Origin of the sequence: Chitinophaga filiformis (assembly GCF_023100805.1) — a bacterium.
Taxonomy (GTDB): domain Bacteria; phylum Bacteroidota; class Bacteroidia; order Chitinophagales; family Chitinophagaceae; genus Chitinophaga; species Chitinophaga filiformis_B.
Genome location: NZ_CP095855.1, coordinates 121,791 through 146,077, shown reverse-complemented (window position 1 = coordinate 146,077; position 24,287 = coordinate 121,791). Strand labels below are relative to the sequence as shown.

The following is a 24,287-nucleotide window of genomic DNA, read 5'->3' as shown; positions in this document are numbered from 1 at the left end:
GTAATTTTAAATCTCTTTGAGGTACTAGAATAAAGCCGTTCGCAGTTGTATTGTTAAGTTAAGGCATATTTCGAATTCCTGAAAATATTTTTCATCAGTGGCTGCTATATCAAAAGTGAGGGCGGGCGTCCTGTTATTTGCCTGCTATCTTTTGCAAAGTGGGAAAAATCGGTGTAACCGTAATCTTCATAGTAAAAATGATAGCCATGTTTTTTATATGCTTTTAATGCACGCTTTAGCCTGCTGATCCGTTGGCAATATTTAGGCGTAAATCCGATGTATTGCAGGAAATCCCTTCTGGCCGATGCATAGCTGACCCAGTTGGCCGAACAGATCTTTTCGATTTCTTTTTCACCTTTCAGTTGCAGCGAGTGGAAGGCTTTCATCATCTGATGCAGGCGCTGTACCTTCAGGTGGTGACGGTCATGCACCATGCGTTTCATCAGCAGTTGCTGAAATAATTCTATCCGCTCCCTGAAACTGGCAGCTTCCATTAGCTGCTCCGCCGGCAGTTCCCTGGTCCATAGGCAGGAGAGGTCTGTATGTGTATTGACAAAGGAGGCTGCCGCTTCTCTAAACAGTAATGCTGCAATACCCGGGCTTAATTTTACAAAGAAAGTATGCATACCACCGGCATAAATGCCGGTATGTAATATGGATGTATGCCCCAACAGGTGTGCTCGATTGAAAACGGCGGGCTTATCACTACCCTCCTTTAAAGAATGCCAGGACTGCTGATTCAGGTTAAAAGCCAGCAGTGTATTGGAAGAAGGCAGGCCATTGATGTAAAAGTCTGCTGCAGCGGGATCGGTGCTGATCTCAAAATAATAGTCAACATACTCCTGGAAAGGAGCTGCCGGATAAGCGATCTTAAAAAAGTGCTCTTTCGCGTCTTCCGTTAAAAGCTGGCCTCTTCTTATCATACTTACATTATTTGACTAAGATAGTCGATTCCAAGGCCGGATATACAACACCGTTCCTTTTTATTCTCCATCAGCTGCTGTGTCCAGTTCACAAAACCACCATCCGCAATTTCTATTGCTTCCCCATGTATATTGATGACAGCCTTGAATTGTATGCCCTGGTAGTAATCGTTTGGCGCCGCACTTGTATCCACTACAATTGGGAATTCATTCCTGATCTCACCAAAGACTTTTTCCGTGAGCTGATGGTCCTGATTGTACCCCCCTCTTGGTTGTAGTTTAAAGTATTGTACTTCGACCTGGAATACCTGTACCAGGACAGCCCGTAGTGCCAGGAAATGCTCCCTGACGGCATTTATTTCGAAAGTAAAACTGCCGGTATCCATTCCTGCACTAACGCAACAGGCAATTGTAAAATGCGGGCTATGTCCTTTGATCTTTACCGGCGGTGTACGTACATGCCGCTGCGTAGTACAATATTTCAGCAGGCCCTTGTCGCCTTGTTTCTTTTTCTGGTCGGCTATATGCAGGGCGATAGCATTGGTGGCATCAGATAACACTTCCGTGCCCCTGATGGCACTGATAATTTTCTTCTGACTAACAGGAGCAACGGCGGCACAGGCGCCCAGTATGGAAACGGGCGAAAGTTCGATGGGCACGAAATCATGTTGCTGTAAGCATTGCAGCGTATGCAGGCCCTTTTCCCGGAGTTGCATTACATCCACAGCTGCAGGCTGTACAAACCTGTTGCGCCGGTATTGCTGTAAGAGCTGTGCGGGTGTCAGCTGCGCAGTTTTCCTGTCGAATACTTCGAGCAACAGTGAATTCAGCTCCGATCCCGAGAGCTCTTCCGACAGGATCTTAACCAGATCAATGCCTGTTCTGCGTTGTATTTTCTCTACGATCTCCTGCATGTCAAGATTTTAATAATGCATAAAAATGCTCGTCAAATAGTTCATTGTACTTTAATACCGCTTTCTTCCTGATGCCTTCCAGTACAAATCCGTTCTTTACCAGTGCCGCAGCTGAGTACCGATTGTAGGAAAACACGCCTGCATAGATGCGGATAATGCCCGTCTGGCTGAAAGCATGCCGGCACATAAGACGGATCGCTTCTGTCATGATACCTCTATGCCAATAGGGCTCTCCCAGCCAGTACCCTATTTCTGCCGTATGCCGGTATACATCCTCCTGGGGCATCAGGTTAATGACACCGGCAAATGCTTCTTCATAATATATTGCCTGGCAATATCCCCAGGCGCCTTCCCGGGCCTTTTCGATGTAGAAAACCGCATCCTTCCGTGTATAAGGATGTGGAAATGCATTCCTTAGGTTACGGGCTATTGCCGGATTGTTTGCCAGCACAGACATCGCATCTGCGTCCCCCCGTTCCAGGTTCCTTAAAGATACGCCATGGGCTCCCTCAATGATTGTGTTGATATCCATGTACCAAAAATCGTCATTCCCTTTCGATGTGCTGGTGTAAGAAACTTTCAATTTTCACGAAGCCTTAACGCTAAACCTGGTGTCTAGATAAGAATAATTAAATTATTTAATTTAATTTTCACCCCTCAATTTAATTAAATGCGAAACCAGCTTATCACATTGGCAGCCTGTCTGTCCGTTTTTTCATTCACTGCCTGCAAACATGCGCAGAAAGCAGCATCTACCACATCTGTACCGTCAACAGCAGAGGAACTTGTTACCACCATGTCTGTACCCGAAAAAGTAAAAGTGGGCGCTCCTGTTATGCTGAAATTTACCGTGACCAACAATTCCGGAAAGGAATTGCAGTTCTGTAAATGGCATACCCCCTTTGAGAAGTTCATGAACTCTTACTTTGACATCCAGGATAGCAAAGGCGAGCCTGTCCAGTACAAGGGCATTATGGCAAAAAGGATCATGCCTCCTCCTGCAGACGCTTACATCAAGGTTCCTGCTAAAAACAAGGTATCTGCCGAGATCGACCTGCTGACAGGGTACAAGATCACCGCTCCCGGAAAGTATAAAGTGATCTACCAGGACAGCGGTATGAGTGGTCTTACCAAAGTAAATGAAGTAACATTCACCGTGACGGAATAATACCTCACTTTGATAATCGAAAGGGGCTGCATCAACATATGGTGCAGCCCTTTTTTCGTTGAATGATAAGCAGCAGGATAGTCGGCATTTATTTTATATTTTAGTCCTTCACCGGTGCCGCCCCGGGAAACAACACAAGAGGTTTAATCACGACGATCGGCTCCGCCCGGATGCCGCGTGTTTGTAGCCCCGGGGTTTCAACCAGAAGACAACATAACGGGGGAATACCCTTCCTCTTATTTTCATGCCAAGCATTTTATATGAAGAACATTGCTATCATTCCACTGCTCATCACAGGTCTCTCTTGCACGGTTACAGGTCAGGTGAAGAAGACACCACAAATGAAGCCTCAGGTCCGGCCGTATACCGGCAACCGTGCTCCACTCTATCAGAAACCTTATATCGAACTGCCTTTAGGCGCCATCGAGCCACAGGGATGGCTTAAAACCATGCTGCTCAACCAGAAGGAAGGCGCTACCGGTCAGCTGGACAAATTGTACCCACTGGTAATGGGCCCGCGAAATGGCTGGCTGGGTGGCGATGGCGACCAATGGGAGCGGGGACCTTATTGGATCGACGGGCTTCTGCCCCTGGCCTATATCCTGAAAGATACTGCGCTGATTGCCCGGGTGAAGCCCTGGGTAGAATGGTCTATTAACAGCCAGCAGCCCGATGGCTATTTTGGTCCCTCCCGTGACTATCCTTATGAACCGGGCATACAGCGCGACAATAGCCGCGACTGGTGGCCCAAAATGGTCATGCTGAAAGTGCTGAAACAGTATTACACAGCTACCGGCGATCAGCGGGTCATTAGCCTGCTGACCAATTATTTCAGGTATCAGCTGAAACAGTTGCCCACCTTCCCCCTGGATCACTGGTCTTTCTGGGGCCGCTACCGTGCGGGCGATAACCTCATGGTGATATACTGGCTCTATAATATCACCGGCGATCAGTTCCTGCTGGAACTGGCGGATCTCATGCACAAGCAGACCTTCGATTTTACAGAAGCCTTTCTGCACAGTGATATGTTACGCCGTCCCGGCAGTATTCACGGGGTGAACCTGGCGCAGGGTATGAAGGAACCACTTATTTATTATCAGCAACATCCGGATAAAATATACCTGGAGGCTACCAAAACAGGCTTTGATGATCTGCGGAAATACAACGGCATGGCCCATGGCCTCTATGGCGGAGACGAAGCCCTGCATGGTAATAATCCAACACAGGGTTCGGAACTCTGCACCGCTGTGGAAATGATGTTCACACTGGAAAGCATCCTGGAGATCAGCGGAGATGTCAGTTATGCCGATCTGCTGGAGAAGATCGCATTCAACGCCCTGCCTTCCCAGATAGCGGAAGATTTTATTCAAAGGCAATATTTCCAGCAGGCTAACCAGGTAGTGGCCACCCGGCATACCCGCAACTTTGATGTGAACCATAGCGGTACAGATCTTTGTTATGGCCTGCTCTCCGGGTATCCCTGCTGCACTTCCAACATGCATCAGGGCTGGCCGAAGTTTACGCAGAACCTCTGGTACGCTACCGCCGACAAAGGCATTGCTGCGCTGTTATATGCGCCCAGTGAAGTAACTACTTATGTGGGCGACAAGACGGTGATCTCTTTTAAAGAGGAGACCAGCTATCCGTTTGGAGAATCCATCCGCTTCACATTATCCACCGGAAAGAAGGTTCCATCTGTAACATTCCCTTTTCATCTCCGCATTCCCGCCTGGTGTAAACAGGCCACAGTGAAAGTAAACGGACAACTATGGAAAGAAGTAGAAGGCAACCAGGTCGTAAAGGTAGACCGTACCTGGAAATCGGGTGATGTGGTAGAGTTGCTTCTGCCTATGCAGATCTCTAAGAGCAGGTGGTATGAAAACGCCATGTCTGTTGAACGCGGACCGATTACCTATGCACTGAAAATAGGTGAGAAAATAAGTAAGGTCACAAATGATAAAGACCCGATAGAATATGGCGCTGCCTATTATGAAGTACGGCCTGCTACACCATGGAACTATGGCCTGATAGAGGTGCCTGACGATAAGTTACAGGAGCAATATATAGTAGAAAAGAAAGACAGTACCGTCAGCTATCCCTGGACGCTGGACCATGCACCTGTATTGATCAAAACAAAGGCTAAACGTATTCCTTCCTGGAATTTATACAATGAAATGAGCGGGCCAATTCCTTATACTATGACGTATGGATTGGAGACGGGCGAGGCGGAAGATGTCATACTGGTGCCATACGGCTGTACAAAACTCAGGATATCGCAGTTCCCCGTGGTGGGAAGATAGGCAACATGAAATACAGGAGCAGCATCTTGTTTTCATGCATGCAGCATACGATAAGACAGCCGGCAGACACGCCGCCGGCTGTCTTTCTTTTATTCATTCATTATTTAGCGGTATATACTCTCACCCAATCTACATAGGTGTCTCCCAATACCACCTGTGATGGATCAATAGTGCCAAACTGATCTCCGCCAATAGCAGCATTCAGTGTGATGTGCTGCGTTTTGTTAAAGAACTTTGGAATGAACCGACCGGCCGGTGTTGATGATACCAGTTTCCTTGTAACGGTGCCATCAAGCAGGAAGGTAACCGTATCTTTCTGCCAGATCGCTTCATATACATGATAGCAGGAGGTCAGATCAGATTGCGATTGTACATATGTCATTGAAAGCGTATAGTCGTGATCCGGAGTACCGGCGGTGCTGCCATACCATATATTGGTGTTGTAGAGATTCCTTTCTCCAAATCCTTCCAGGATGTCCAGTTCTCCGTTAGTCGGCCAATTGCCGCCGTACGACCAGAAGGCTGGCCACATACCGAAGCCCAGCGGTTGTTTTATGCGGGCTGATATGCGCACTTTAGGAGTAGTGGTAGATGCTTTGAAGTTGTAGTGGGATTCAATTCTACCGGAAGTGAAATCGAATTTTTTCTTCGTAGGATCGTCAGGATCGGTCGCCCCGGTCACTGTTTCCTTTACAGGTTTAATTAATAATTTACCATCTACAATGCGGAGATTTTTAGGCGTATACAGCTGCAGTTCATTGTTATAACCGCCACTGTTCCAGCGATCCCACTTAGTAGTGTCAAGTGTATTGAAGTTGTCTTCAAATACTTTAGTATAACCCTGTGCCTTTAATGCAGCTTCATCCAGGTCGTATTCACAAACGCCGGGTACCTGTACAGTCGGTGGCTCAGCTGCTGCAAGCGCTGTTTCGTTGTTGAGTTTCGGGCTTTCGTCATTCTTTTTCGAACAGGCAGTGATGCCTACAATTGCCAGAAGGCAATAAGATAACAATTGTGTTTTTCTCATGGTTACATTTTTTGCGTTGCTAAATAGGTGTCTACAGGTTAGACAACAGCAATAAAACATACTTTGATACCATGGAAAAAAATAACACACTATAAATAGATCGCTACTTTATATAAGTACCATCCGCCTCCCAGCGGTCTTAACATCATGACCTTGTCTGGATTTAAGTCAGGCAGATACTTTTTGTGGGGCGCATAAAGATATCCTACCTGGTCGTTCATGATATGAAAGTCGATACATTTCGCAGGCAGAAATCCACCGGTGGTAACATTGCTGATCAGCAAAGGACTGTATGCAGGTGTGCGGGTATTTACTAAGGTCGGTGTTTCTGTTTCGGGAGATTTTGATGTCTTATTTACCTCCTTCAACAATTGTTTAAAGGTTGCTTCATGCTTGTAGAAATGAGCCACAAGACTATCATCCGGCGACAGCTTCAGCCTCAGGCTGTTCAATATAAAAGAGAACTCTTCTTTACTTTTAAAGGGGGCATATTCCTGCTGCTTGTAAATGGCGAGCAGGCTATCCAGCTCGGTTGCTGTAATGGCTTCCATCTCATTCTTCCTGTGTTCGTGCAGGCGTGCCAGCGTTGGCGTTGCTATTGCATACATTTTCCATTGCGCACTATCATTTGTGAAGAAAAGGTATTTGTCTGTTGCTTTACCCTTATTGTCTGCAATGGTCATTGCCACCACTGCTTTTTCCTTAGACTGATAGATGGGCAGAAAGGAGAGCTTTGTTTCAGGGGAAAAGTCCTGTCCGTTCGGACGGCCGCTATAATCGCCCGTGGCGTGTTTACCGGCGAAATCAGGTGAGACATGCGGGTCGAAGATCGCTTTTGCTACATCAAGTGGCTGAAGTGCCTGTCCGTAGGATGACAAACAAAACAGGCTGGCAGTCAGGATAAATATAGGTAGTCCTTTTCTCATCGGAGCAATTTAGGAAAAATTATCACAGGAGTTTTGTATTATGTAGAACAGAATGTTGATAACCCATGAAGCACCTTACGATTTTACTGATACTGCTATTGTGTAGCGCCTTCGATCCGCCTGATAAAACTATTGTCAATGTACTGCGTGAGCAGGTACTCAAAGAAGCTGCCTGGGCGAAGCAACAGGCGCCCGTAACGGTCACTGCTGCAACCTGTAAGCGCAGTGCAGGCGGTAAGCATGATTTTTACTCTGAAGGCGATTACTGGTGGCCTGACCCTGCCCATCCGGATAGCCCCTATATCCAGCGGGATGGTATGACCAATCCTGACAATTTTGCTGCACATCGTCATGCAATGATCCGTTTCAGCCGCATTATAGGTGCGCTGGCTGCTGCTTATCGTATCACGGGCAATGCTGCATATATCCGCGAATCCCTCCCGCATCTGAGGGCGTGGTTCACGGATACTGCTACACGCATGCATCCCAACCTGCAGTATGCACAGGCTATTAAAGGCCGGTTCACGGGCAGAGGTATTGGCATTATTGACGCTATTCATCTGATGGAGGTGGCCCAGGGAGTGCTGGTCATGCAGCGCAATCCTGCCTTCGATAAGGAACTGGCAAAAGGCATTCATGAATGGTTTGCAGATTATCTCCATTGGCTTACCACACATCAGTATGGTAAAGATGAAATGAATGCGAAGAACAACCACGGTACCTGCTGGGTGATGCAGGCTGCCTGCTTCGCCCGCCTTACCCAGGACACCGCTTTATTACGATTTTGCAGGGACAGGTACAAGCAGGTGCTGTTACCTAACCAGATGGCTGCCGACGGTAGTTTCCCCCTGGAATTGGCCAGAACGAAGCCCTATGGGTATTCCCTGTTCAACCTGGATGCCATGGTCACCATTTGCCAGATCCTTTCCGACAAGGAAAACGACTTATGGGCCTACAAGTTGCCAGACGGCCGTAGCATTAAAAAAGGAATAGCATTTCTCTACCCCTATGTGGCGGATAAGGCGAAATGGCCTTACAAAAAGGACGTGATGTATTGGGATGAATGGCCGGTGGCACAGCCCTTCCTGGTATTTGGCGCAACCGCATACCAGCAGCAGGAATGGTTGGATACCTGGAAGAAACTGGATCATCAACCCTCCAATGCAGAGGTAGTACGTAATCTACCGGTACGGCATCCGCTGATATGGCTATAATGAAGGCGGTACTGAAAACCCGCGGAAGAACAATATAACCTGCTCCGCCAGGAGCCGCGTGTTTGTAGTGCCGATTTCCAATCCGCGGAACCGCATTATAACCTGCTCCGCCGGGAGCAACGTGTTTGTAGCGCCGATTTCAAACCCGCTGAACCGCATTATAACCTGTTCCGCCAGGAGCAACGTGTTTGTGCCGGTTGAACACCCGCGGAACGTCTGTATAACCTGCTCCTTTAGGAGCAACGTGTTTGTAGCCCCGGGTTTTCAACCCGGGGAACCGTCCACCCGGGTTTTCGCCCTGGGGAACCGTCACACCAGGAGCATGGATGGCGATAATAGATGTCATCAAAATGCTAAAAATTTTAGTATTTCGGTGCCATTCCCTATCTTTGTGATCTATGCAACTTTTTGATGATTGTGAACTGTTTGATGAGGGGATAAGGCGTTTCGTAGACTTTCAGCTGCCCGGCACAGAGTTAAGGCTCTGGGAGCAATTTTTCACTAAGGCAGAGTCAGATAAATACTTCAGAATACTCAAGGAAACCACCCCCTGGCAACAGCGAACCCGGAAAATGTATGACAGGGTCCTGCCGGATCCCCGTTTAACTGCCTATTATGGCGGCTCCAATGGTTTTGAATGGACCACCGAACTGTTGGATATTAAGGCTAAGGTAGAAGCAGAGTGCGGTATCGAATTTGACCGGGTGTTACTGAACTACTACCGGGACGGGAATGATTCCGTGTCCTGGCACAGCGATTATTTACCTGCAGATGGGAGACATCATGCCATCGCCTCTGTCACCTTCGGAGAAACCAGGATCTTTAAGGTGCGACCTAAGCAACATGCAGGGGCAGAAACCCTGGACATCCCTTTGACCCATGGCAGTTTCCTGCTGATGGGAGAAACCATGCAGGACCTTTACGAACATCATATCCCTAAAACATCCCGGAAGATCGGGGCCCGTATCAACCTCACATTCCGTATATCGGAGCCTGGAAAACCTGTTTATTACGTTAATTAGTGACATAGGTTATAAATTTGAGGGAAATGCCTTACCAGGCGTCTTTATTTATTATTCCCTGCTATGGACAATAACGAACTGCAAGCCGAAAGAAACCAGGAAAAACATCCGGAAGATCAATCATTATTCGGAACAGCCGCCGCTAAGGAACAGTTAAGGCAGGGGCTGGAAGATATGCATTACCTGCTCAGCAGGGATTACCCGCCGAAGGCTTCCCTGGCATTGGTTGGCAACAGATACAACCTGATCAAACGCCAGTTGCTGGCTTTGCAGGGAATGAGCGCCTCCGCACAACAACTGGAACGGCGAAAAAGTAAGGAACTACATCCTGATGAACTAATACATAAAACGATCTACATAGATGGTTTTAACCTCTTAATCCTCCTGGAAACTATTTATTCCGGCGGTTTCGTATTTAAAGGATTGGATGGATGTTACCGCGATATATCATCTGTTCACGGTACCTATAAAATGATGAATCAAACCGGAGATGTACTGGTATTGATAGGAGAAACACTTCGCAAACTGCAGATAAAAAAAGTGGTCTGGATCTTCGATGCACCCATCTCCAATAGTGGAAAGTTGAAAGCATTTTGTTATGAACTGGCAGCGCAATATCAATTTCCCTGGGAGATCCATCTTGAGAATTCGCCCGATAAATTCCTGATAGCAGGCGATAAAACAGTGTGCAGTTCAGATGCCTGGATATTGGATGAATGTGCCGCCTGGTTTAACCTGGGTGCATGGATCATCAATAGTGAAAAGAACAGACAGTTGAATATAGTAGATCCTTCATTACACTTGTAAGTATCGTGATCAATTCAATGAATGGAGTCACTCTTACAAATTTACAATTTTACAAATCTCCGAATGGGTAGACACTGGAAGTAACAATCTCCCTGCACTATTTATTGAGCCTTGGGTTTTCGCTTCAACAGGACCGTTGCAAGCTTTTAGCCCTTTCTCCTCCTGATCTCACTGTGGTCAGCACAACCATCCCCGACATGCCACTTGTTTTTTATATCGAAATTCTTCGTACATTTGTACGCGAATTTTAAAAGCATTAATCACAATGAAACAGATTCTTTCATATCAATCAGCGTTCAACGCAAATGCTGCTATCAGGGCAGTAATTGCAAGCACCTGCATTGTCTTAATTAAGGACGGGGAGGCAGATCCTTGCCCGGATATGAGAGGTTAATATTGTGTCTGGATATTCTTCAGAGGCCTCTTCATCCGAAGGGGCCTTTTTATTTGTCTCCCCCACCTTCTTCAGGCAAAAAGTTTAGTTACATGCCGGCAGTTACATACAACTGCTGCATAGGACATGTATGTCCGCATAGCTGAACAATATCGTATTTCAACTACATTATCATTAAGAACATTTATAACAGCAATATGATAGCAATTATCAAAACATTGACAATATTCTTTACACGGCATGTCCGGTAACGTATAGTGCTATGCATATTGCAGCGAGCCTTCCGTTACCAGAGCGGAAGGCTTTTTATTGCTTTAAAATCAAAAGAAATGAAACGACAGGAACAATTCAGGAATATAGGGATCATGGCGCATGTGGATGCCGGTAAAACAACCGTTACAGAACGCATGCTGTATTATACAGGACTTACACACAAGTTAGGTAGTGTTGATGAAGGAAATACCGTCATGGATAGCGATCCGCAGGAAGAGAAACGTGGCATCACCATTTCTTCTGCGGCCATCACTACCTGGTGGCAACTGGATGGTAATAAATACCAGGTGAATATTATAGATACGCCCGGACACGTGGACTTTACTGCGGAAGTAGAACGTTCGCTGCGCGTGCTGGACGGCGCCATTGCTGTGTTCTGTGCAAAATCGGGTGTACAACCGCAGTCTGAAACGGTGTGGCAGCAGGCTAACCGTTATCATGTGCCACGTATTGTGATGATCAATAAGATGGACCGGCAGGGAGCAGATTTCCGTCGTGTGGTGAATGAGATCCGTGAGGTATTGCATACGAACGCTGTGCCTGTGCAATTGCCCATTGGTGCGGAAGACGCTTTTTCCGGCGTGATTGACCTGATCACTATGAAGGCTTATGTATGGGATAGTCAGGATGGTAAAACATATACCGTTACTGATATTCCTGCCAACATGCTGGCAGAAGCGGAACAGGCGCGTATTAATCTGCTGGAAGAACTTTCATTGTATGATGAAGGTGTCTTTGAAAGCTATACCACTGACCCTGCTATGGTATCCGTCACTGAGATCTACCGTGCCCTGCGCAAAGCTACCTTACAGATGCAGGTTATCCCTGTACTGGCAGGCGCCGCTTATCGCAATAAAGGTGTACAACCTTTGCTGGATGCAGTAGTCCGTTATCTGCCTGCTCCGGCTGATGTGCAGGAGATCCATGCTACTGATCCGGAAACGGAAGAAAGTTTGCAGATAACTACTACGGAAGAAAGTCCGTTTGCTGCGCTGGCCTTCAAGATCATCTCTGATGACTATGCAGGCAAGCTGACATTTGTCAGGGTATATGCCGGTACTTTACGTACAGGTGATGCCGTGTGGAACGGCCGTACAGGTAAGAAGGTGCGTATCAGTCGCCTGATGCGTATCATGTCTGACAAGTATGAAACCGCTGATGTGATCAGCGCTGGTGATATTGGTGCTGTGGTTGGACTGAAGGACGTGCGTACAGGCGATACCCTGTCTGACGTGGAAAGGCCTGTACTGCTCGAAAAGATCAGCTTCCCTGAGCCCATGATGGGATACGCTATTGAAGCGAAAGTGGCCAAAGATGTGAACAGGCTGGGCGAAGCGCTTGCTAAGCTGGTAGAAGAAGATCCTACCTTGTCGGTAAGCGTGGATGCCGCTTCCGGTCAAACCATCCTCAAAGGAATGGGGGAATTGCACCTGGAAGTTGTGCTGGAGAAACTGGCAGCGAACTATCAGCTGGAGATCAATAAAGGACAACCGCAGATCGCCTATAAAGAGGTGTTCACCAAAGCGGTGCAACACAAGGAAGTGTATAAGAAGCAGAATGGTGGGTCGGGTAACTTTGCTGAGATCGTGTTCGAGCTGTCGCCGCGTGAAGACGGACAACAAGGTCTTGAGTTTGTCAATGAAGTCACCGGTGGCGCTATTCCACGCGAGTTCATTCCATCTGTGAAGAAAGGATTTGAAGAAGCGATGCAGAACGGCGTGCTGGCAGGCTACCCCGTACAATCCATGCGGGTGCGTTTGCTGGATGGCGACATCCATGAGAAAGACTCTCATGCGCTGGACTTCGAACATGCTGCCCTGATAGGATTCCGCGCAGCAGCTGCAAAAGCTGCTCCCCGTTTACTGGAGCCTTTCATGAGTGTGGAAGTGACCCTGCCGGAAGAATTTACCGGTGCTATTACCGGTGATCTCAACAGGCGCCGTGGTGTGATCAGGGGAATGGAAATGAAGGCGAGTGCTCAGTATATCAAAGCGGAAGTGCCGCTGGCAGAACTGTTTGGATATGTAACCACCTTGCGCACGCTTTCTTCGGGAAGAGCTGCGGTATCTGTCACCTTCCAGGATTATCAGCCGGCGCCTAATAACATTGCCGCTAAAGTGCTTCAGCAGGCGGCTGGCAGTACGGCCGGTAAAGTGTTGGCGGAGCTTTAATTAAGAAGCGGCTGTATCAATTGATGCAGCCGCTTCCTGTTTGAATACCTGATGGGGCCAGGTATTCATTTAAGTATTCTAAGAACCTTCGTTTATTTTTTGATACATCCTCCTTCTGTTCGAATACCTGATGGAAAGTCCTGAACCTATAAGCGATTTCCTGCGCCTGTACGCTCAGCACTCTACTTTATTTCTGTAATACCATGATATTGTTCATCATAAAGGCATCTCCGCCTTCAGCAATGATGTTGTAGACAGGTTGCTTGCCTCCGGCAGCTTCCGTTTTATTAACAACAGTATATGTGACGAGTGTTTTGGTGTGTTCATCCATACAAAGCAGCTGATCGCCTGCAGTAATGGTGCCCATCTGCTTTTTGCCTGCAATGGTCAGCACCGGATGGTTCGGCGTTGCCTGTAATACTTTCCCTGACAAGGTCACCACATGTATACCAGCTGCATCCTCTTCTGTGGCATGCATCACCAGCAGGCGGGTGATGGCATAATTTTCGGCAGTGTGTTTCACCAGTTCTTTTACGCGAATGGTGCTGGTCTGGTGTGTAGCCGCATCAGGACTGATGATCTCATCTCCCGGCTGTATGTCGCGCAGTTCCTTCTGCGCACCATTGGCCAGTGTCACCAGCTGGTCGCCCGGAAAACAGATATCAGTGCCATAAGTACCGGCTTCGTCTTTTACATTCTTACCCGCATTCATGGCCTTGTACAACTGGTAGCTGAATTCTTTGGACAATACGTAAGACAGTTTCAGCACGTAGTTCTTCTCCACTTTATCAATGGCATGAATATCCTCAAAGTACTGGTTCCAGATATCAGCATTGCTGTTGAACAGTGGCATGACGGCTGTATACAGTTTGCCGCTTTCATTGGTGTAGAAAATTACGGTAGCAATGTCCTGCATACTGTCTTTCGCTATCAGCCGGTAGAGGTCTATCCTTTTTTTCTGTCCATCGTCGCCGGTAATAAAATAAGGCTTTCGCATTTCATAGCGGTCCAATACATAAGCATTGTTGAACTTTACGTAGGTATCATTGTCCAGGTCTTTTACCGTAAAGGTCTTGGCTTTCACATATTCGGCAGTGGTGATAGGGCGGGATTGCGCCATCACCTGCAATATGCAAAGAGAGGAAAGTAATGTGAGCAGATATTTTTTCATACAGTCTGTTAATTAAGATAATTCCTTGAATGCAGCTGCAAATGCCTGCATTTCATCCATGCGTCCGATGCTGATCCTGCACCAATCCTGGTTGTTCAGTTTCCAGTTACGTAGACCTACGCTCCGTTTTAACATCTCTTCTGCAAAACGTTCTCCGTCCATTTTAAGCGGGAACATAACGAAGTTGGTGTGAGAAGGAATGTAGCTGTAACCTTCGGCTTTCAGTGTATCGTAGAGGAACTGTTTGCTCTCAGTTGTTTTCTTCACTACTTCCTGCATATAGGCCTGGTCCTGGTAGCTGGCCAGTGCGCCACTGATGGCGGGCGCTGAGAGGGCCGCCCAGCTGCAGGAGGTGTGTGGCTGTAGTTTCGCAATGGTGGCAGGCTGTGCGATGATATAACCTAAACGCAGGCCTGCCAGTCCGTATACTTTGGAGAAAGTACGTGCCACGATAATGTTCTGTCCTTTCTTCACACTGCTGATCATGGTAGTAGCAGCCGCATCGGGCAGGTAGTCGATATAAGCCTCATCTACAAATACCGTCACTTTCTGCGACACGCGTTCACAGAATGCTTTCAGTTTGTCTTTGTCTACAATGGTACCCGTCGGGTTGTTGGGATTACAGATGTACACCAGTTTGGTATCCGGCGTAATAGCTTTCTCTATCGCGTCCAGGTCATGTGTATATTCTTTGGTCAGTGGTACCTTGATCCATTTGGCGTTCACCTTTTCGCAACGGGTCGGGAGATCGTCGTAAGTAGGATCTGCAGTAACAATGTTGCCGCCGTCTCTGCACAGGCTGACAGCAGTGCCTAAGAGCAGGGGAGAAGAGCCGGAGCTCAGCATCAGCATATCTGGCGTGATGCCTTCATATGCGCAGATCTTTTCTTCCAGTTCCGGCATCAGGCGGATGGGGTACTGGTAGCTGGTCAGCATACTGTCCATAATGGCCTTTTTTGCACTGGCAGAAGGGCCGAATGGATTCTCGTTGGCAAACAGTCTGGCTTTTAGGTTGGCAGGCAGTTTAGGGCCCAGCGCAAGGTCGTTGGCGTAGGCCGTGCTATTACCGGCGACAGGGGTGGCAGGTGCTGCCTGCAGGCGACTGAGCGCCGGAGGAAGCATCGTCAATCCTCCGGTAAACAGGGCTGTGGTCTTCAGCCAGTCACGCCTGTTCATGGAGTTGGTGGTACTCATAGCAATTAGTTTTGGTTGTAAAAAATATCTATTGCATTAACTGCCGGTGGCAGTAGGATAAGTGATACGTTGATCCGTAACCCTGGCATGAATGTCAGCTACCGTTCTTCTGGCCGATTCAAAAGCGCCGGCCATCCAGGCATTCAGATAGGTGGTATGTTCACCTGCGAAGTATACCTGTTTGTCGGGCTGTAATAAACTCTTGTAGAATGTCTGCCTGGTGGCGCCTGTGTACAAGCCCCATCCTCCCATGCTGTAGGGCGTTTTATGCCAGCTCACAGAGAAAGAGGTTTCAAACTCCTTCGTATACTGCGGATGTATCAGGCTGCCCTTTTCCAGCGCCAGTTTCTCGCGTTCTGCATGTGTAAGATTGCCCGTCCGTTTCGCTTTCTCGTGAAAATTGTAATAGCCCAGCAGGATCCCTTTTTTACTGAGATAGTCGTAGGACGGATAGAAGATCTGTGTCAGGTCATTGTTGGTATGGGTGATGCCGCCAAAGATCTGCTCATCTTCTTCCCAGAACCTTCTTTTGAATTGGAGGCCGATCTTTCCCGTGATCATATAAGGCACATTGTCGATGGCCCGGCTTACATCGGAAGAGAAATTATGCTGGATATTGCTCAATACGGGCAGTGGCAATGTGCACACGCAAAGGTCGGCCTGTAGTTCATTGCTGCCCTTTTTGTCTTTGTAGAGGATCTTTACGCCTTCCGGCTGATTGACAATCTCTGTCACCTCGCATCCGAAGCGGATCATCTTGCCCACCCGCTGTTCAAAAGCTTTGGCGATATTGTCCATACCGCCAATGGCCTGGAACATGGTCATCTGTAACTCGTACGTATATTCTGCTACGTTGTAGAAGTCAGGGTCTGCCAGGCCGGAGGAGATGATATCTGCCAGCCGGTGTGGATCGCCGATCTTCCCTGGTTTGTCGCCCGCACCCGGCGCTTCAACAAAGCCACGCCTGTCGGATGCTTTATATAGCTTGTCGATGTCCAGGCCCCCTTCTGCCCGGAGGTATTCCAGGACCTTCTGCGTATCTTCTTTAGTAAGGGCGGTATCGATCTTCTGCTGATCAATGGCCTTGGCGAGCAATTCGCTCGTATAGCCGCGCAGGTCATTATGGATCTCACGGGCCCTGATCTTCTTATTGGAAAGGGGGCCCTTGCCTTCACTGAAGAAATAGGTGGCTTCGTTTACATTATTGTATACCTGTATGGGCACACCCAGTTCCCGGCAATAATGCATGGTCAGCTCATGATGATGCGGAATGCGGGACGGGCCTGCATTAAAGTACTGATCACTGTCGAAGGCGGCTGTCTGCGGCGCAATATCAGTTTCCTGATGAACGGTACCCTTACGGATGCTCCAGCATCTTCCACCAGCCCTGTTGCGTGCTTCCAGGATAGTGCACTGGTATCCCAGCTTTGTTAGCTCATAAGCAGCAGTCAGTCCTGCCAGGCCTGCACCGAGAATAACGATACGTTTACCGTTTCCGGTTCCCTGCAGGTCAAAGGCATGGGCGGGTGCTCTCTGTAACATTCCCAGGGCGAGCATAGCGGGGTAGGCAGCAGCTACTTTCCCTGTCTGGGATAAGAATGCTCTTCTTGAAATTGACATTTGGTTGATATATAAAAAATCCTGAATACTTCGCTTCCTACTGTAAATTAGAAATAATTAGCGACTGTTCCCGCTTATTTATTCAAATGGTATTATAAATAATATGTATATAATTTGTATATCTTGCGGAACAATTCAGTATTTCGGATATGGGCTTTTTCGCTAATTTATTTGGCCTTAGAAACAATAAGAATGGGCAGGCCATTCCTGCTCCGGCATTGACGGACATAGAGTTATTTGACAAAGAATTCCTGGCAGCCGCCGCACGTTATACCAGCAGACCCAAAGAAGAGATGAGCATGAGGGTACGCTCGGAAGAAACCAATGAAGTAATTCCTTTCGCCATCGCTTTCCCTGAGGAATTTGAAGCCTGGAAAGAAGTAAAGTCCATCTGGGACAGAAGAGGGATCATCTATAAGATCCTGGATAACTCCATCGGTGAATCCATGAAGCTCTGGCAGGTCATAGAGCGTTACAATATAGACCGTTACCCCGAGCATGCCCTGAAGATCGCAGCAGAACATGCAACCGGTCCTGACCTTACGGATGCCAATTTTCATATGGCAGTGGCCCGGTCTTATTTCATCCTCACCAAATACAAAGAGGCGGAAGAAAGGGCTGAAAAGGCCCTGCACCTGGTGCCGAATCATCTGAAAGCAAAGATCCTCCTGGCCGATATCCTGCATGCTACACATAAAGAGGAACGTGCCCACGAATTATATAACGAAGTGCTGCGTATCAGGCTTTTTAATGATCAGCGGAAGTCGCTGAGCATCGGGGAGCTGGTCTCCTTCGAGCACGACCTCCTGCATTCCCCCGTATATGCCATCGCGTTGCTGAAATCGGAGCCGGCGGTAACTGAAGCCAGCTGGGATGCTATAGCAGGTGAATTCTACCATTATCCTCATTTCAGGGCGGCACATGCCTATTACCTCATCCAGAAAGGTGAACATATGAAAGGATTCGCCAAGCTGATGGTACTGAGCAAGGAAATGCCCTGGTTCAAGGAAGGGGTGATCAACAGCTACAGCCTAATGCAGCAATTGGGGCTGGAGCCCCAGATGGGGGCGGACAAGGCCCGCCTGGAAGATATCATCCGCCGTGAACACTGGACGGTGTGAGGGAACCGATTGGCCCCCGGTTGTCACGGGGCGACAAACACCCCCGGGTTGTCACGGGGGCTACAAACATCCCCGGGTTGTCACGGGGGCTACAAACACCCCCGGGTTGTCACGGGGGCCTACAAATACCCCGGGTTGTCACGGGGGGCTACAAACCCCCCGTGTTGCCACCGGGGCTACGAACATCCCCCGGGATTGTCACGGGGGGGCTACAAACACCCCCGTGTTGCCACCGGGGCTACGAACATCCCCGGGATTGTCACGGGGGCTACAAACACCCCCGGGTTGTCACCCGGGGCTACAAACACGCAGCTCCTGACGGAGCTATGTGTTTTGTTGAATACATTATAGATCGTTTTTGATTTCCTGAATATTTTGATGCATGAATTCAAATTGGCCGTCTGCTGCACCGCTCCGTTAGGAGCGCCGTGTTTGTAGCGCGGGGTGCAACCCCGGGTCATCGTCGTGCAACGTGTCGTGCAACCCCGGGTCGTCGTCGTGCAACGCGTCGTGCAACGTGTTGTGCGCAACCCATACAATACAATCCATGTCAAATATGTATTCGTCGCACCATTCTCATCTCGACGTTTAATTCGGGATAGCCAGTTTAAAATGCTTTTCCAGCATTTTCTCTCCTTCCGCGGTTATAACAATCGCTCTTGATTGCCTGGTCTTGCGCAGCCAATCGGCCGACAGCATCATGTCCAGCAGCGCGGCGCCAACAGCGCCTGCCAGGTGATGACGTCTTTCGCTCCAGTCGAGGCAAGGGCGTATGAATGTGCGTCGCTGCTGTTTCAGGGTGTCAATATCTATCCCCATTTTCCCAAACCACTTATTGCCTTTGCTGCTCAGGTCAAATGTATCTGAGAGTATTTCCTGCGTAATGAGACTATCCGTAATAGCCACACCTATTTTACCCGCGAGGTGATCATAACAGGTCCTGCAATATTTAACGGCGGAATCCTGTTCCACAACAGGCGTATTGCGTGTTGCCGGAATGAGATTTGCCAGCGCCTCAATGGCATAGGCTACATCCTTCCGCGAGAACTTGTAATACCGGTGCCTTCCCTGGCTTTCCACACTTAAAAGGTCTGCCTGTACGAGTTTGTTGAGATGCATGCTGATATTCTGCGGAGAGGTATCTGCAGCAATGGCCAGCTCTGTAGCCGTGAACGCCTTCCCGTCCAGCAATGTCCATAAGATGGTGGCGCGGGTAGGATCGCCGATCAGGGCAGCGATATGTTTAAAGGCTGTTTCCATATTTAAGTGTGGACTGAAGTATTTGTGTGTAAAGCTAGCTAATCTTGCAGCATGACATACAAGATATTATTCCGTCAATCTGAAGTGGCCGACCCTTATGCTGTTTACAGGCAACGCCTGCAGGAAATGCCTGTTTGTTTCGATGCGGCAGCTGGTATATGGGCGGTGCATACCTCACTTTCGGCGGTGGCATCCATCAATGTACAGCGCAGCGCTTTTCAACAGATATGGCGACGGAAGCCCTGAGCTGGCTGTTTGAACACTATCCGCATGTACGTTTGAATGATAGGCTCATTCAGTATGCGCCACTGTTAAATGCACGTATCCCGGATAGTATGTTAATAACGCTTAAATAAAAGAACATGATAGCAGTCATTTTTGAAGTGGTCCCGAAGGACACACAAAAACAGGCATACCTTGATATTGCTGCATCCCTGCGTCCTTTGCTGGAGGAAATAGATGGTTTTATTTCCATTGAACGCTTCCAGAGCCTGACTGCCCCGGGGAAGATCTTATCCTTGTCCTTCTGGCGGGACGAAACGGCTATTCAGCAATGGCGGAATACAGAGATGCATCGTATGGCGCAATCGGCAGGACGTGATCATGTGTTTGAGACCTATCGTTTGCGTATCGCTGCTGTAAGCCGTGATTATGGCATGTTTGAAAGAACAGAGGCGCCAACCGATAGCCAGGAATTTCATGATAAATTATAAGCAAAAGTATATCTTGTGTATAGCTATACCTAAATGAAATAATTATGTCTTTGAAAACTATTGTACTCGTAGGAGGATTCTCCGCTATCATAGCCGGTGTTGGCGGAATGCTCTTCTGTTTGCCATTCCTTTTTTCTGCCCGTATAGAAAACCTTATAGGTGCGGGTTGCCCTTTTGTGGGCGGTGCGGTTTTAGCCGGTTTCGGATTGGTCTCACTGGCTATAGTTCAGAGAAGCACTAAAGACGGGAAGATCACGATCGAAAATTAGAATTATTGTAACTTTCCCTCATGAAGATGCGTAAATATCTGCAGGAGGGAAAGTCTGAGAATTACCAGGATGCTGAAGATAAACAGTTGTTGAAAGCTGGCGAGGTAGCCACTTTATTATCCAGGAAGTTCAACACGAAGATCAGTGCGAAAGAGCTTGAAGCCTTTGCTTCGGAATGGCATCATGCGGGGGTATTCAAAAGCGGCAATGGCTTAAAGGGCCGCCGCGTTTACTTCTTCAAAGAAAAAGATGTTGATAAGATCACCCTGGAAAAGATCCTGGAGAACAGGGCGAAGGCCGCACAGCAGGCAGCGCCTGATCATCGGGTGGTACAGGGTTGGTATCCGCAATATTTCAGGATGACAGATCCTGTAACCCGCAAAACATTCTCAAAACCTTTCGTAGGCATCTATAAGGGCCCGGCATCGAAAGCGCCCAAAGGATTCCGGGCGCTTTCTGATGAGGCATTCACGGCTGCTGAGCAACAGCGTGGAAGAGCCCTGAAGCCGGGTGAGCAACTGTAATTTATTGTTTGATGATCCTTAATGTTTCATACTTTCCATCCCGCTCTACCCTGATGAAATACACTGCCTTCAACAGCCTGCTGCAATCAATATTCAATTGATGCTGCCCTGGAGGATAGACCCTGTTAACTACCGTACTTACAAGTGCGCCATTGGCATCATATAACCTGACTGCCACCCTTGTTTCCTGTTTGTTGTAAAAACTTAGTGTGGAGGTATTCACTACCGGGTTAGGATACACGCGTGCGGCTTCATTCACTGCTGTGTTCATGTTTTCTTCTTTGTAAGCTACCGCAGCAAGCGAAGTAGCGCTGCACGCCCCTGCCGAAGGGCTGTTGCCCGTCACTTCCAGCCAGTCGATGTTGGCAAATTCTGTGGAGGATGTCGTTTCAATCCGCACTGTATTCGTACCCGCAGCAAGTGTGGCCATTACTGCTGCGGTAGTTGTCCACGCTGTCCAGGCGCTTGTTTTAGGGAATGATACACCAGATACCGCTGTGCTGCCATTCACCAGCAGGCGTGCAGTGGTAGAAACATTGGAACCGCCATTGGCATATCGCCATATAAAAGAATAGGTGCCTGCAGATGGTACCGTAATGCGGTAGTTCACGCCTTTGGCAGTAGCGTTGGACAGGTTGATGTAGTAGCCGCCATCTGCACCGCTGTAGCTGTTCTGGCGACTACCGTCTGCGCCGCAATAACCGCTGCTGGCGCTGGCAGCATCGTCTATGAGGAGTGTATTGCCGCCGCCTCCATTGCTGGCGGTGAAACTGGCCGTTACAGCGATGTTGGAATTGATAGTAACTGTTGTGGTAGTGGATGTGCCACTGGCTGCACCGCTCCATCCTGAGAAGGTATACCCGCTGGCAGCAGTTGCCGTCAGCGTCACTACAGTACCTGCTGTATAAGACGAGGCATTGGGATTGGCAGTTACTGTACCTCCTGCAGCAGGAGACGCTGTAATGCTGAGCGTATAGGCGCCGGGATTGCTGGTACTGCCTGATTCACGTGCGCCTATATCGGGCGCAGAGCCGGTGTAAGTAATGCCAGGAGCAGTTACACCCGCGTTGATCATGTCACTGCCGCTGGCCAGGGCCAGGAAATTGCCCAGGTTAGGACTGCCGTCAGCGTTTTTACCAACACTCGGCGTAGTAGAAATAAAGTCTGCACTGCTCACTACCAGGCTGCCGCTGTTGGTGCTGGCATTGTTCTTCCACCATACATTACTGGCGCCGATTTCAGTGCCGGTCGATTTATCGCTGGAGCCCGCATTGAAAGACAGGTTGTTCCTATAGGTAGCCGTGCTGCCGTCCCGGAAATTGAAATTGGATTGCGCATTGTTGTAACTGGTGTTGTTGGATACCTCAATATTGCCGGGATTGTTGTTGTCAGTAATACCATGATGGCCATTATTGAAAGCCACGCAACGGCGTATGATATGATTGACAGCAATGCCTGAGCCGCCGAGCTTAAAACCATTCTTGTCGCCATTACCGGAAGTACTGCCACTGCTGAGCGTACCATTGCCATATGATACACAGTTCTCCAGCGTTACAGGGCCTATTGGACCTGTTTCGCTTTTAGCATAAAGGTCCCATCCATCGTCGATGTTATTGTGGGAAATGCAACCCCTGAATATGTTGCCTGTGCCGCAGGTAAGTTTAGCCGCAAATCCGTCTGCATCTTCATTGTCCGGATCCTGGTTGTCGAATGCTTCGCAGTTCAGGATAAGGTTGTTGGAAGGCCAGGAGCTGAGTGTCGTGTTGGAAGTAACATAACGACTTAGTTGCAGGCCACTGTCATGGTTTTTGCTGAAGATGCATTTTTCGATGATGTTGTTGTTGCCTGCCAGCAACATGCCATTATCACCGGCGCCTGTGATGGTGATGCCTGTAAAATGCCAGTAGTCGCCATCCAGCACCAGGCCGCGATTTGCGTCTGCCACTGCTTGTCCGGAGAAATCGAGCACCGGTACTTCGCTGGCATATGCCGTCACGTTCTTGTAGGCCGATGAAGTGCCATTGTTCGTAGCCGTAATGACCACCGTGGCAGAAAAACTGTAGGTGCCTCCTCTCAGGTAAATAGTGCCTCCTGCAGGGATCGTAGCAAGTGCATTGGCCAGTGTTGTGGGAGCATTGATATTTGTACCAAGGTTAGACGCTGAGCCGCCAGGAGCGACATACAGCGGGGTTTGTGCATAAGACATGCCGATTCCCGGCAGGCATGTAAGTGCCAGTAGTATTAGTGTTTTCATAACGGGGTTTTATTTGTTACTGAAATTACAGGATTTGATACGTGAGCGATCAGAACACCGCGTAAATATTTACGCAAACGTTCCCACTCCAAATTGGATAAAGAAAATAGCACTCCTTGCTATTGCAGGCATGATGCGCACCTGTATAGATGATCATGACTGGTAAAAGGAGTACTAAAGCATTGATAACTATAGTCTTTGTTTGAGAAAGCGCAAAGAATGCAGTAGTCCTTACTATTGCAGGCCTGATGCGGGCCTGCACCGATAATCATGGACCGGTAAAAAGAATACTAAAACATTGAGAACTATAGTATTTGTTTGAGAAAGCGTAAATAAAGTAATACTTTAGTATCAGAATTCATGTGAGATGCAAAAGTCCCTTTATGCCTTATGTCTCTTTTTATTACCGGCATGCTATTCCACTATAGAGTCTCCCAAAGAAAAAGAAACAGCCACTGGCATGAATAATACAGTTGAAGCTGCCATCGACACCGGTGTCATGATACTCTCGTCTCCACCGGAGGACGCTCAGATCATTCCTGATACTATTTTTGTAGAGGGACATTTCGACGCAGATACCAGCCAGGATGTTGGGTATGGGGTATTTTACGGCAGGATCGACGGAGAAAAGAAGCATGAGGAAGATACCGAAGTAGTAAGCAAGACACAGTATATTGTCAGGTTCCAGGACAACAAGATAAGACCGATGCCGGTCGTGATAGGGAGGCATATCAGGTTAGTGAACGAGGGAGACCTGAACGGGGACGGGCAGGATGATATTTCCATCTTCGTACAATCTATGCATGCCTGTTTGTGTACATGCAGTACCTGGTCTTATATGGACGGCCGATGGGTGCGCATTACCAATTACTGGGACATTCCCACTGCCTGCGATTATCTCAGTGATGAAGACCTGGAGCACAGGGTCCAGATGGAAGATGGTGTGATCTACTACTACGAAACAGATATCACCGACAAAGATCTTCCACTGGTGAAAAAAGAATTGACCTTAATAAGATAAT

The 24,287-nt window shown here is 48.3% G+C and carries 23 protein-coding genes; 12 read left to right on the top strand and 11 right to left on the bottom strand.

Translation table 11 applies throughout. The features are described 5' to 3' along the window. Positions 1 to 104 precede the first annotated feature (104 nt). Genes MYF79_RS00610 through MYF79_RS00600 form a run of 3 tightly spaced genes read right to left on the bottom strand, consistent with a single transcriptional unit; the run spans position 105 to position 2,369 of the window. Positions 105 to 923: a helix-turn-helix domain-containing protein gene (locus tag MYF79_RS00610; RefSeq protein ID WP_247812056.1), complete on the bottom strand. Its 819-nt coding sequence runs from the start codon at positions 921 to 923 to the stop codon at positions 105 to 107. A gap of 2 nt (positions 924 to 925) precedes the next feature. Further along, positions 926 to 1,837, bottom strand: coding sequence for a hypothetical protein (locus MYF79_RS00605; protein ID WP_247812055.1), 912 nt, complete (start codon positions 1,835 to 1,837; stop codon positions 926 to 928). A 1-nt stretch (position 1,838) separates the two neighbouring features. Continuing rightward, positions 1,839 to 2,369, bottom strand: coding sequence for a GNAT family N-acetyltransferase (locus MYF79_RS00600; protein ID WP_247812054.1), 531 nt, complete (start codon positions 2,367 to 2,369; stop codon positions 1,839 to 1,841). Between the two features lie 138 nt (positions 2,370 to 2,507). Here MYF79_RS00600 and MYF79_RS00595 point away from each other — a divergent pair, with 138 nt between their 5' ends. Next, complete coding sequence (locus MYF79_RS00595) at positions 2,508 to 3,005, top strand: hypothetical protein (protein WP_247812053.1); 498 nt, start codon at positions 2,508 to 2,510, stop codon at positions 3,003 to 3,005. A 260-nt stretch (positions 3,006 to 3,265) separates the two neighbouring features. Next, positions 3,266 to 5,305 carry a beta-L-arabinofuranosidase domain-containing protein gene (locus tag MYF79_RS00590; protein WP_247812052.1) on the top strand — a complete coding sequence of 680 codons (2,040 nt, stop codon included), beginning with the start codon at positions 3,266 to 3,268 and terminating at the stop codon, positions 5,303 to 5,305. Between the two features lie 100 nt (positions 5,306 to 5,405). On the opposite strand, the gene MYF79_RS00585 is transcribed toward MYF79_RS00590, so the two are convergent. Next, on the bottom strand, positions 5,406 to 6,332 hold the full coding sequence (locus MYF79_RS00585) for a family 16 glycosylhydrolase (RefSeq protein ID WP_247812051.1): 927 nt from the start codon (positions 6,330 to 6,332) through the stop codon (positions 5,406 to 5,408). An 89-nt stretch (positions 6,333 to 6,421) separates the two neighbouring features. Then, a complete protein-coding gene (locus tag MYF79_RS00580) occupies positions 6,422 to 7,258 on the bottom strand; it encodes a hypothetical protein (protein WP_247812050.1) in 837 nt (278 codons plus the stop codon). A 65-nt stretch (positions 7,259 to 7,323) separates the two neighbouring features. Here MYF79_RS00580 and MYF79_RS00575 point away from each other — a divergent pair, with 65 nt between their 5' ends. Continuing rightward, positions 7,324 to 8,472: an alginate lyase family protein gene (locus MYF79_RS00575; RefSeq protein ID WP_247812049.1), complete on the top strand. Its 1,149-nt coding sequence runs from the start codon at positions 7,324 to 7,326 to the stop codon at positions 8,470 to 8,472. A 139-nt stretch (positions 8,473 to 8,611) separates the two neighbouring features. Here MYF79_RS00575 and MYF79_RS00570 read toward each other — a convergent pair whose 3' ends face one another. Beyond that, entirely contained in the window at positions 8,612 to 8,821 is a 210-nt protein-coding gene (locus tag MYF79_RS00570; protein WP_247812048.1) for a hypothetical protein, read from the bottom strand. A gap of 49 nt (positions 8,822 to 8,870) precedes the next feature. On the opposite strand from MYF79_RS00570, the gene MYF79_RS00565 reads away from it, so the two are divergent. The 3 genes from MYF79_RS00565 to fusA all read left to right on the top strand — a co-directional run bounded on the left by MYF79_RS00565 (position 8,871) and on the right by fusA (position 13,139). After that, on the top strand, positions 8,871 to 9,494 hold the full coding sequence (locus tag MYF79_RS00565) for an alpha-ketoglutarate-dependent dioxygenase AlkB family protein (RefSeq protein ID WP_247812047.1): 624 nt from the start codon (positions 8,871 to 8,873) through the stop codon (positions 9,492 to 9,494). A gap of 63 nt (positions 9,495 to 9,557) precedes the next feature. Then, the gene (locus MYF79_RS00560) at positions 9,558 to 10,301 is read left to right on the top strand and encodes a DUF434 domain-containing protein (protein WP_247812046.1); all 744 of its coding nucleotides are present in this window, start codon (positions 9,558 to 9,560) and stop codon (positions 10,299 to 10,301) included. Between the two features lie 723 nt (positions 10,302 to 11,024). Continuing rightward, the gene (gene fusA / locus MYF79_RS00555) at positions 11,025 to 13,139 is read left to right on the top strand and encodes an elongation factor G (protein WP_247812045.1); all 2,115 of its coding nucleotides are present in this window, start codon (positions 11,025 to 11,027) and stop codon (positions 13,137 to 13,139) included. A gap of 187 nt (positions 13,140 to 13,326) precedes the next feature. On the opposite strand, the gene MYF79_RS00550 is transcribed toward fusA, so the two are convergent. The 3 genes from MYF79_RS00550 to MYF79_RS00540 are packed head-to-tail and all read right to left on the bottom strand — an operon-like array spanning position 13,327 to position 17,124. Then, positions 13,327 to 14,310 carry a Hint domain-containing protein gene (locus MYF79_RS00550; RefSeq protein WP_247812044.1) on the bottom strand — a complete coding sequence of 328 codons (984 nt, stop codon included), beginning with the start codon at positions 14,308 to 14,310 and terminating at the stop codon, positions 13,327 to 13,329. Between the two features lie 12 nt (positions 14,311 to 14,322). Then, positions 14,323 to 15,504, bottom strand: a complete 1,182-nt coding sequence (locus tag MYF79_RS00545) for a pyridoxal phosphate-dependent aminotransferase (protein WP_247812043.1) — start codon at positions 15,502 to 15,504, stop codon at positions 14,323 to 14,325. A 36-nt stretch (positions 15,505 to 15,540) separates the two neighbouring features. After that, positions 15,541 to 17,124 carry a flavin monoamine oxidase family protein gene (locus MYF79_RS00540; protein ID WP_247812042.1) on the bottom strand — a complete coding sequence of 528 codons (1,584 nt, stop codon included), beginning with the start codon at positions 17,122 to 17,124 and terminating at the stop codon, positions 15,541 to 15,543. Between the two features lie 149 nt (positions 17,125 to 17,273). Between MYF79_RS00540 and MYF79_RS00535 the strand changes: the two genes are divergently transcribed. Beyond that, entirely contained in the window at positions 17,274 to 18,245 is a 972-nt protein-coding gene (locus MYF79_RS00535) for a tetratricopeptide repeat protein (protein WP_247812041.1), read from the top strand. Between the two features lie 588 nt (positions 18,246 to 18,833). On the opposite strand, the gene MYF79_RS00530 is transcribed toward MYF79_RS00535, so the two are convergent. Then, a complete protein-coding gene (locus MYF79_RS00530; protein ID WP_247812040.1) occupies positions 18,834 to 19,505 on the bottom strand; it encodes an ArsR/SmtB family transcription factor in 672 nt (223 codons plus the stop codon). Positions 19,506 to 19,556: 51 nt separating this feature from the next. Between MYF79_RS00530 and MYF79_RS00525 the strand changes: the two genes are divergently transcribed. From MYF79_RS00525 to MYF79_RS00510, 4 genes are all read left to right on the top strand, one after another. Further along, positions 19,557 to 19,751, top strand: a complete 195-nt coding sequence (locus tag MYF79_RS00525) for a hypothetical protein (RefSeq protein ID WP_247812039.1) — start codon at positions 19,557 to 19,559, stop codon at positions 19,749 to 19,751. A gap of 116 nt (positions 19,752 to 19,867) precedes the next feature. Continuing rightward, on the top strand, positions 19,868 to 20,218 hold the full coding sequence (locus tag MYF79_RS00520; protein WP_247812038.1) for an antibiotic biosynthesis monooxygenase family protein: 351 nt from the start codon (positions 19,868 to 19,870) through the stop codon (positions 20,216 to 20,218). 44 nt (positions 20,219 to 20,262) lie between these two features. Then, positions 20,263 to 20,487, top strand: coding sequence for a hypothetical protein (locus MYF79_RS00515; protein ID WP_247812037.1), 225 nt, complete (start codon positions 20,263 to 20,265; stop codon positions 20,485 to 20,487). Positions 20,488 to 20,507: 20 nt separating this feature from the next. Beyond that, entirely contained in the window at positions 20,508 to 21,011 is a 504-nt protein-coding gene (locus MYF79_RS00510) for a hypothetical protein (RefSeq protein ID WP_247812036.1), read from the top strand. Between the two features lies 1 nt (position 21,012). Here MYF79_RS00510 and MYF79_RS00505 read toward each other — a convergent pair whose 3' ends face one another. Continuing rightward, positions 21,013 to 23,265: an InlB B-repeat-containing protein gene (locus MYF79_RS00505; protein WP_247812035.1), complete on the bottom strand. Its 2,253-nt coding sequence runs from the start codon at positions 23,263 to 23,265 to the stop codon at positions 21,013 to 21,015. A 460-nt stretch (positions 23,266 to 23,725) separates the two neighbouring features. On the opposite strand from MYF79_RS00505, the gene MYF79_RS00500 reads away from it, so the two are divergent. Then, complete coding sequence (locus tag MYF79_RS00500; RefSeq protein WP_247812034.1) at positions 23,726 to 24,286, top strand: hypothetical protein; 561 nt, start codon at positions 23,726 to 23,728, stop codon at positions 24,284 to 24,286. Position 24,287 lies beyond the last annotated feature (1 nt).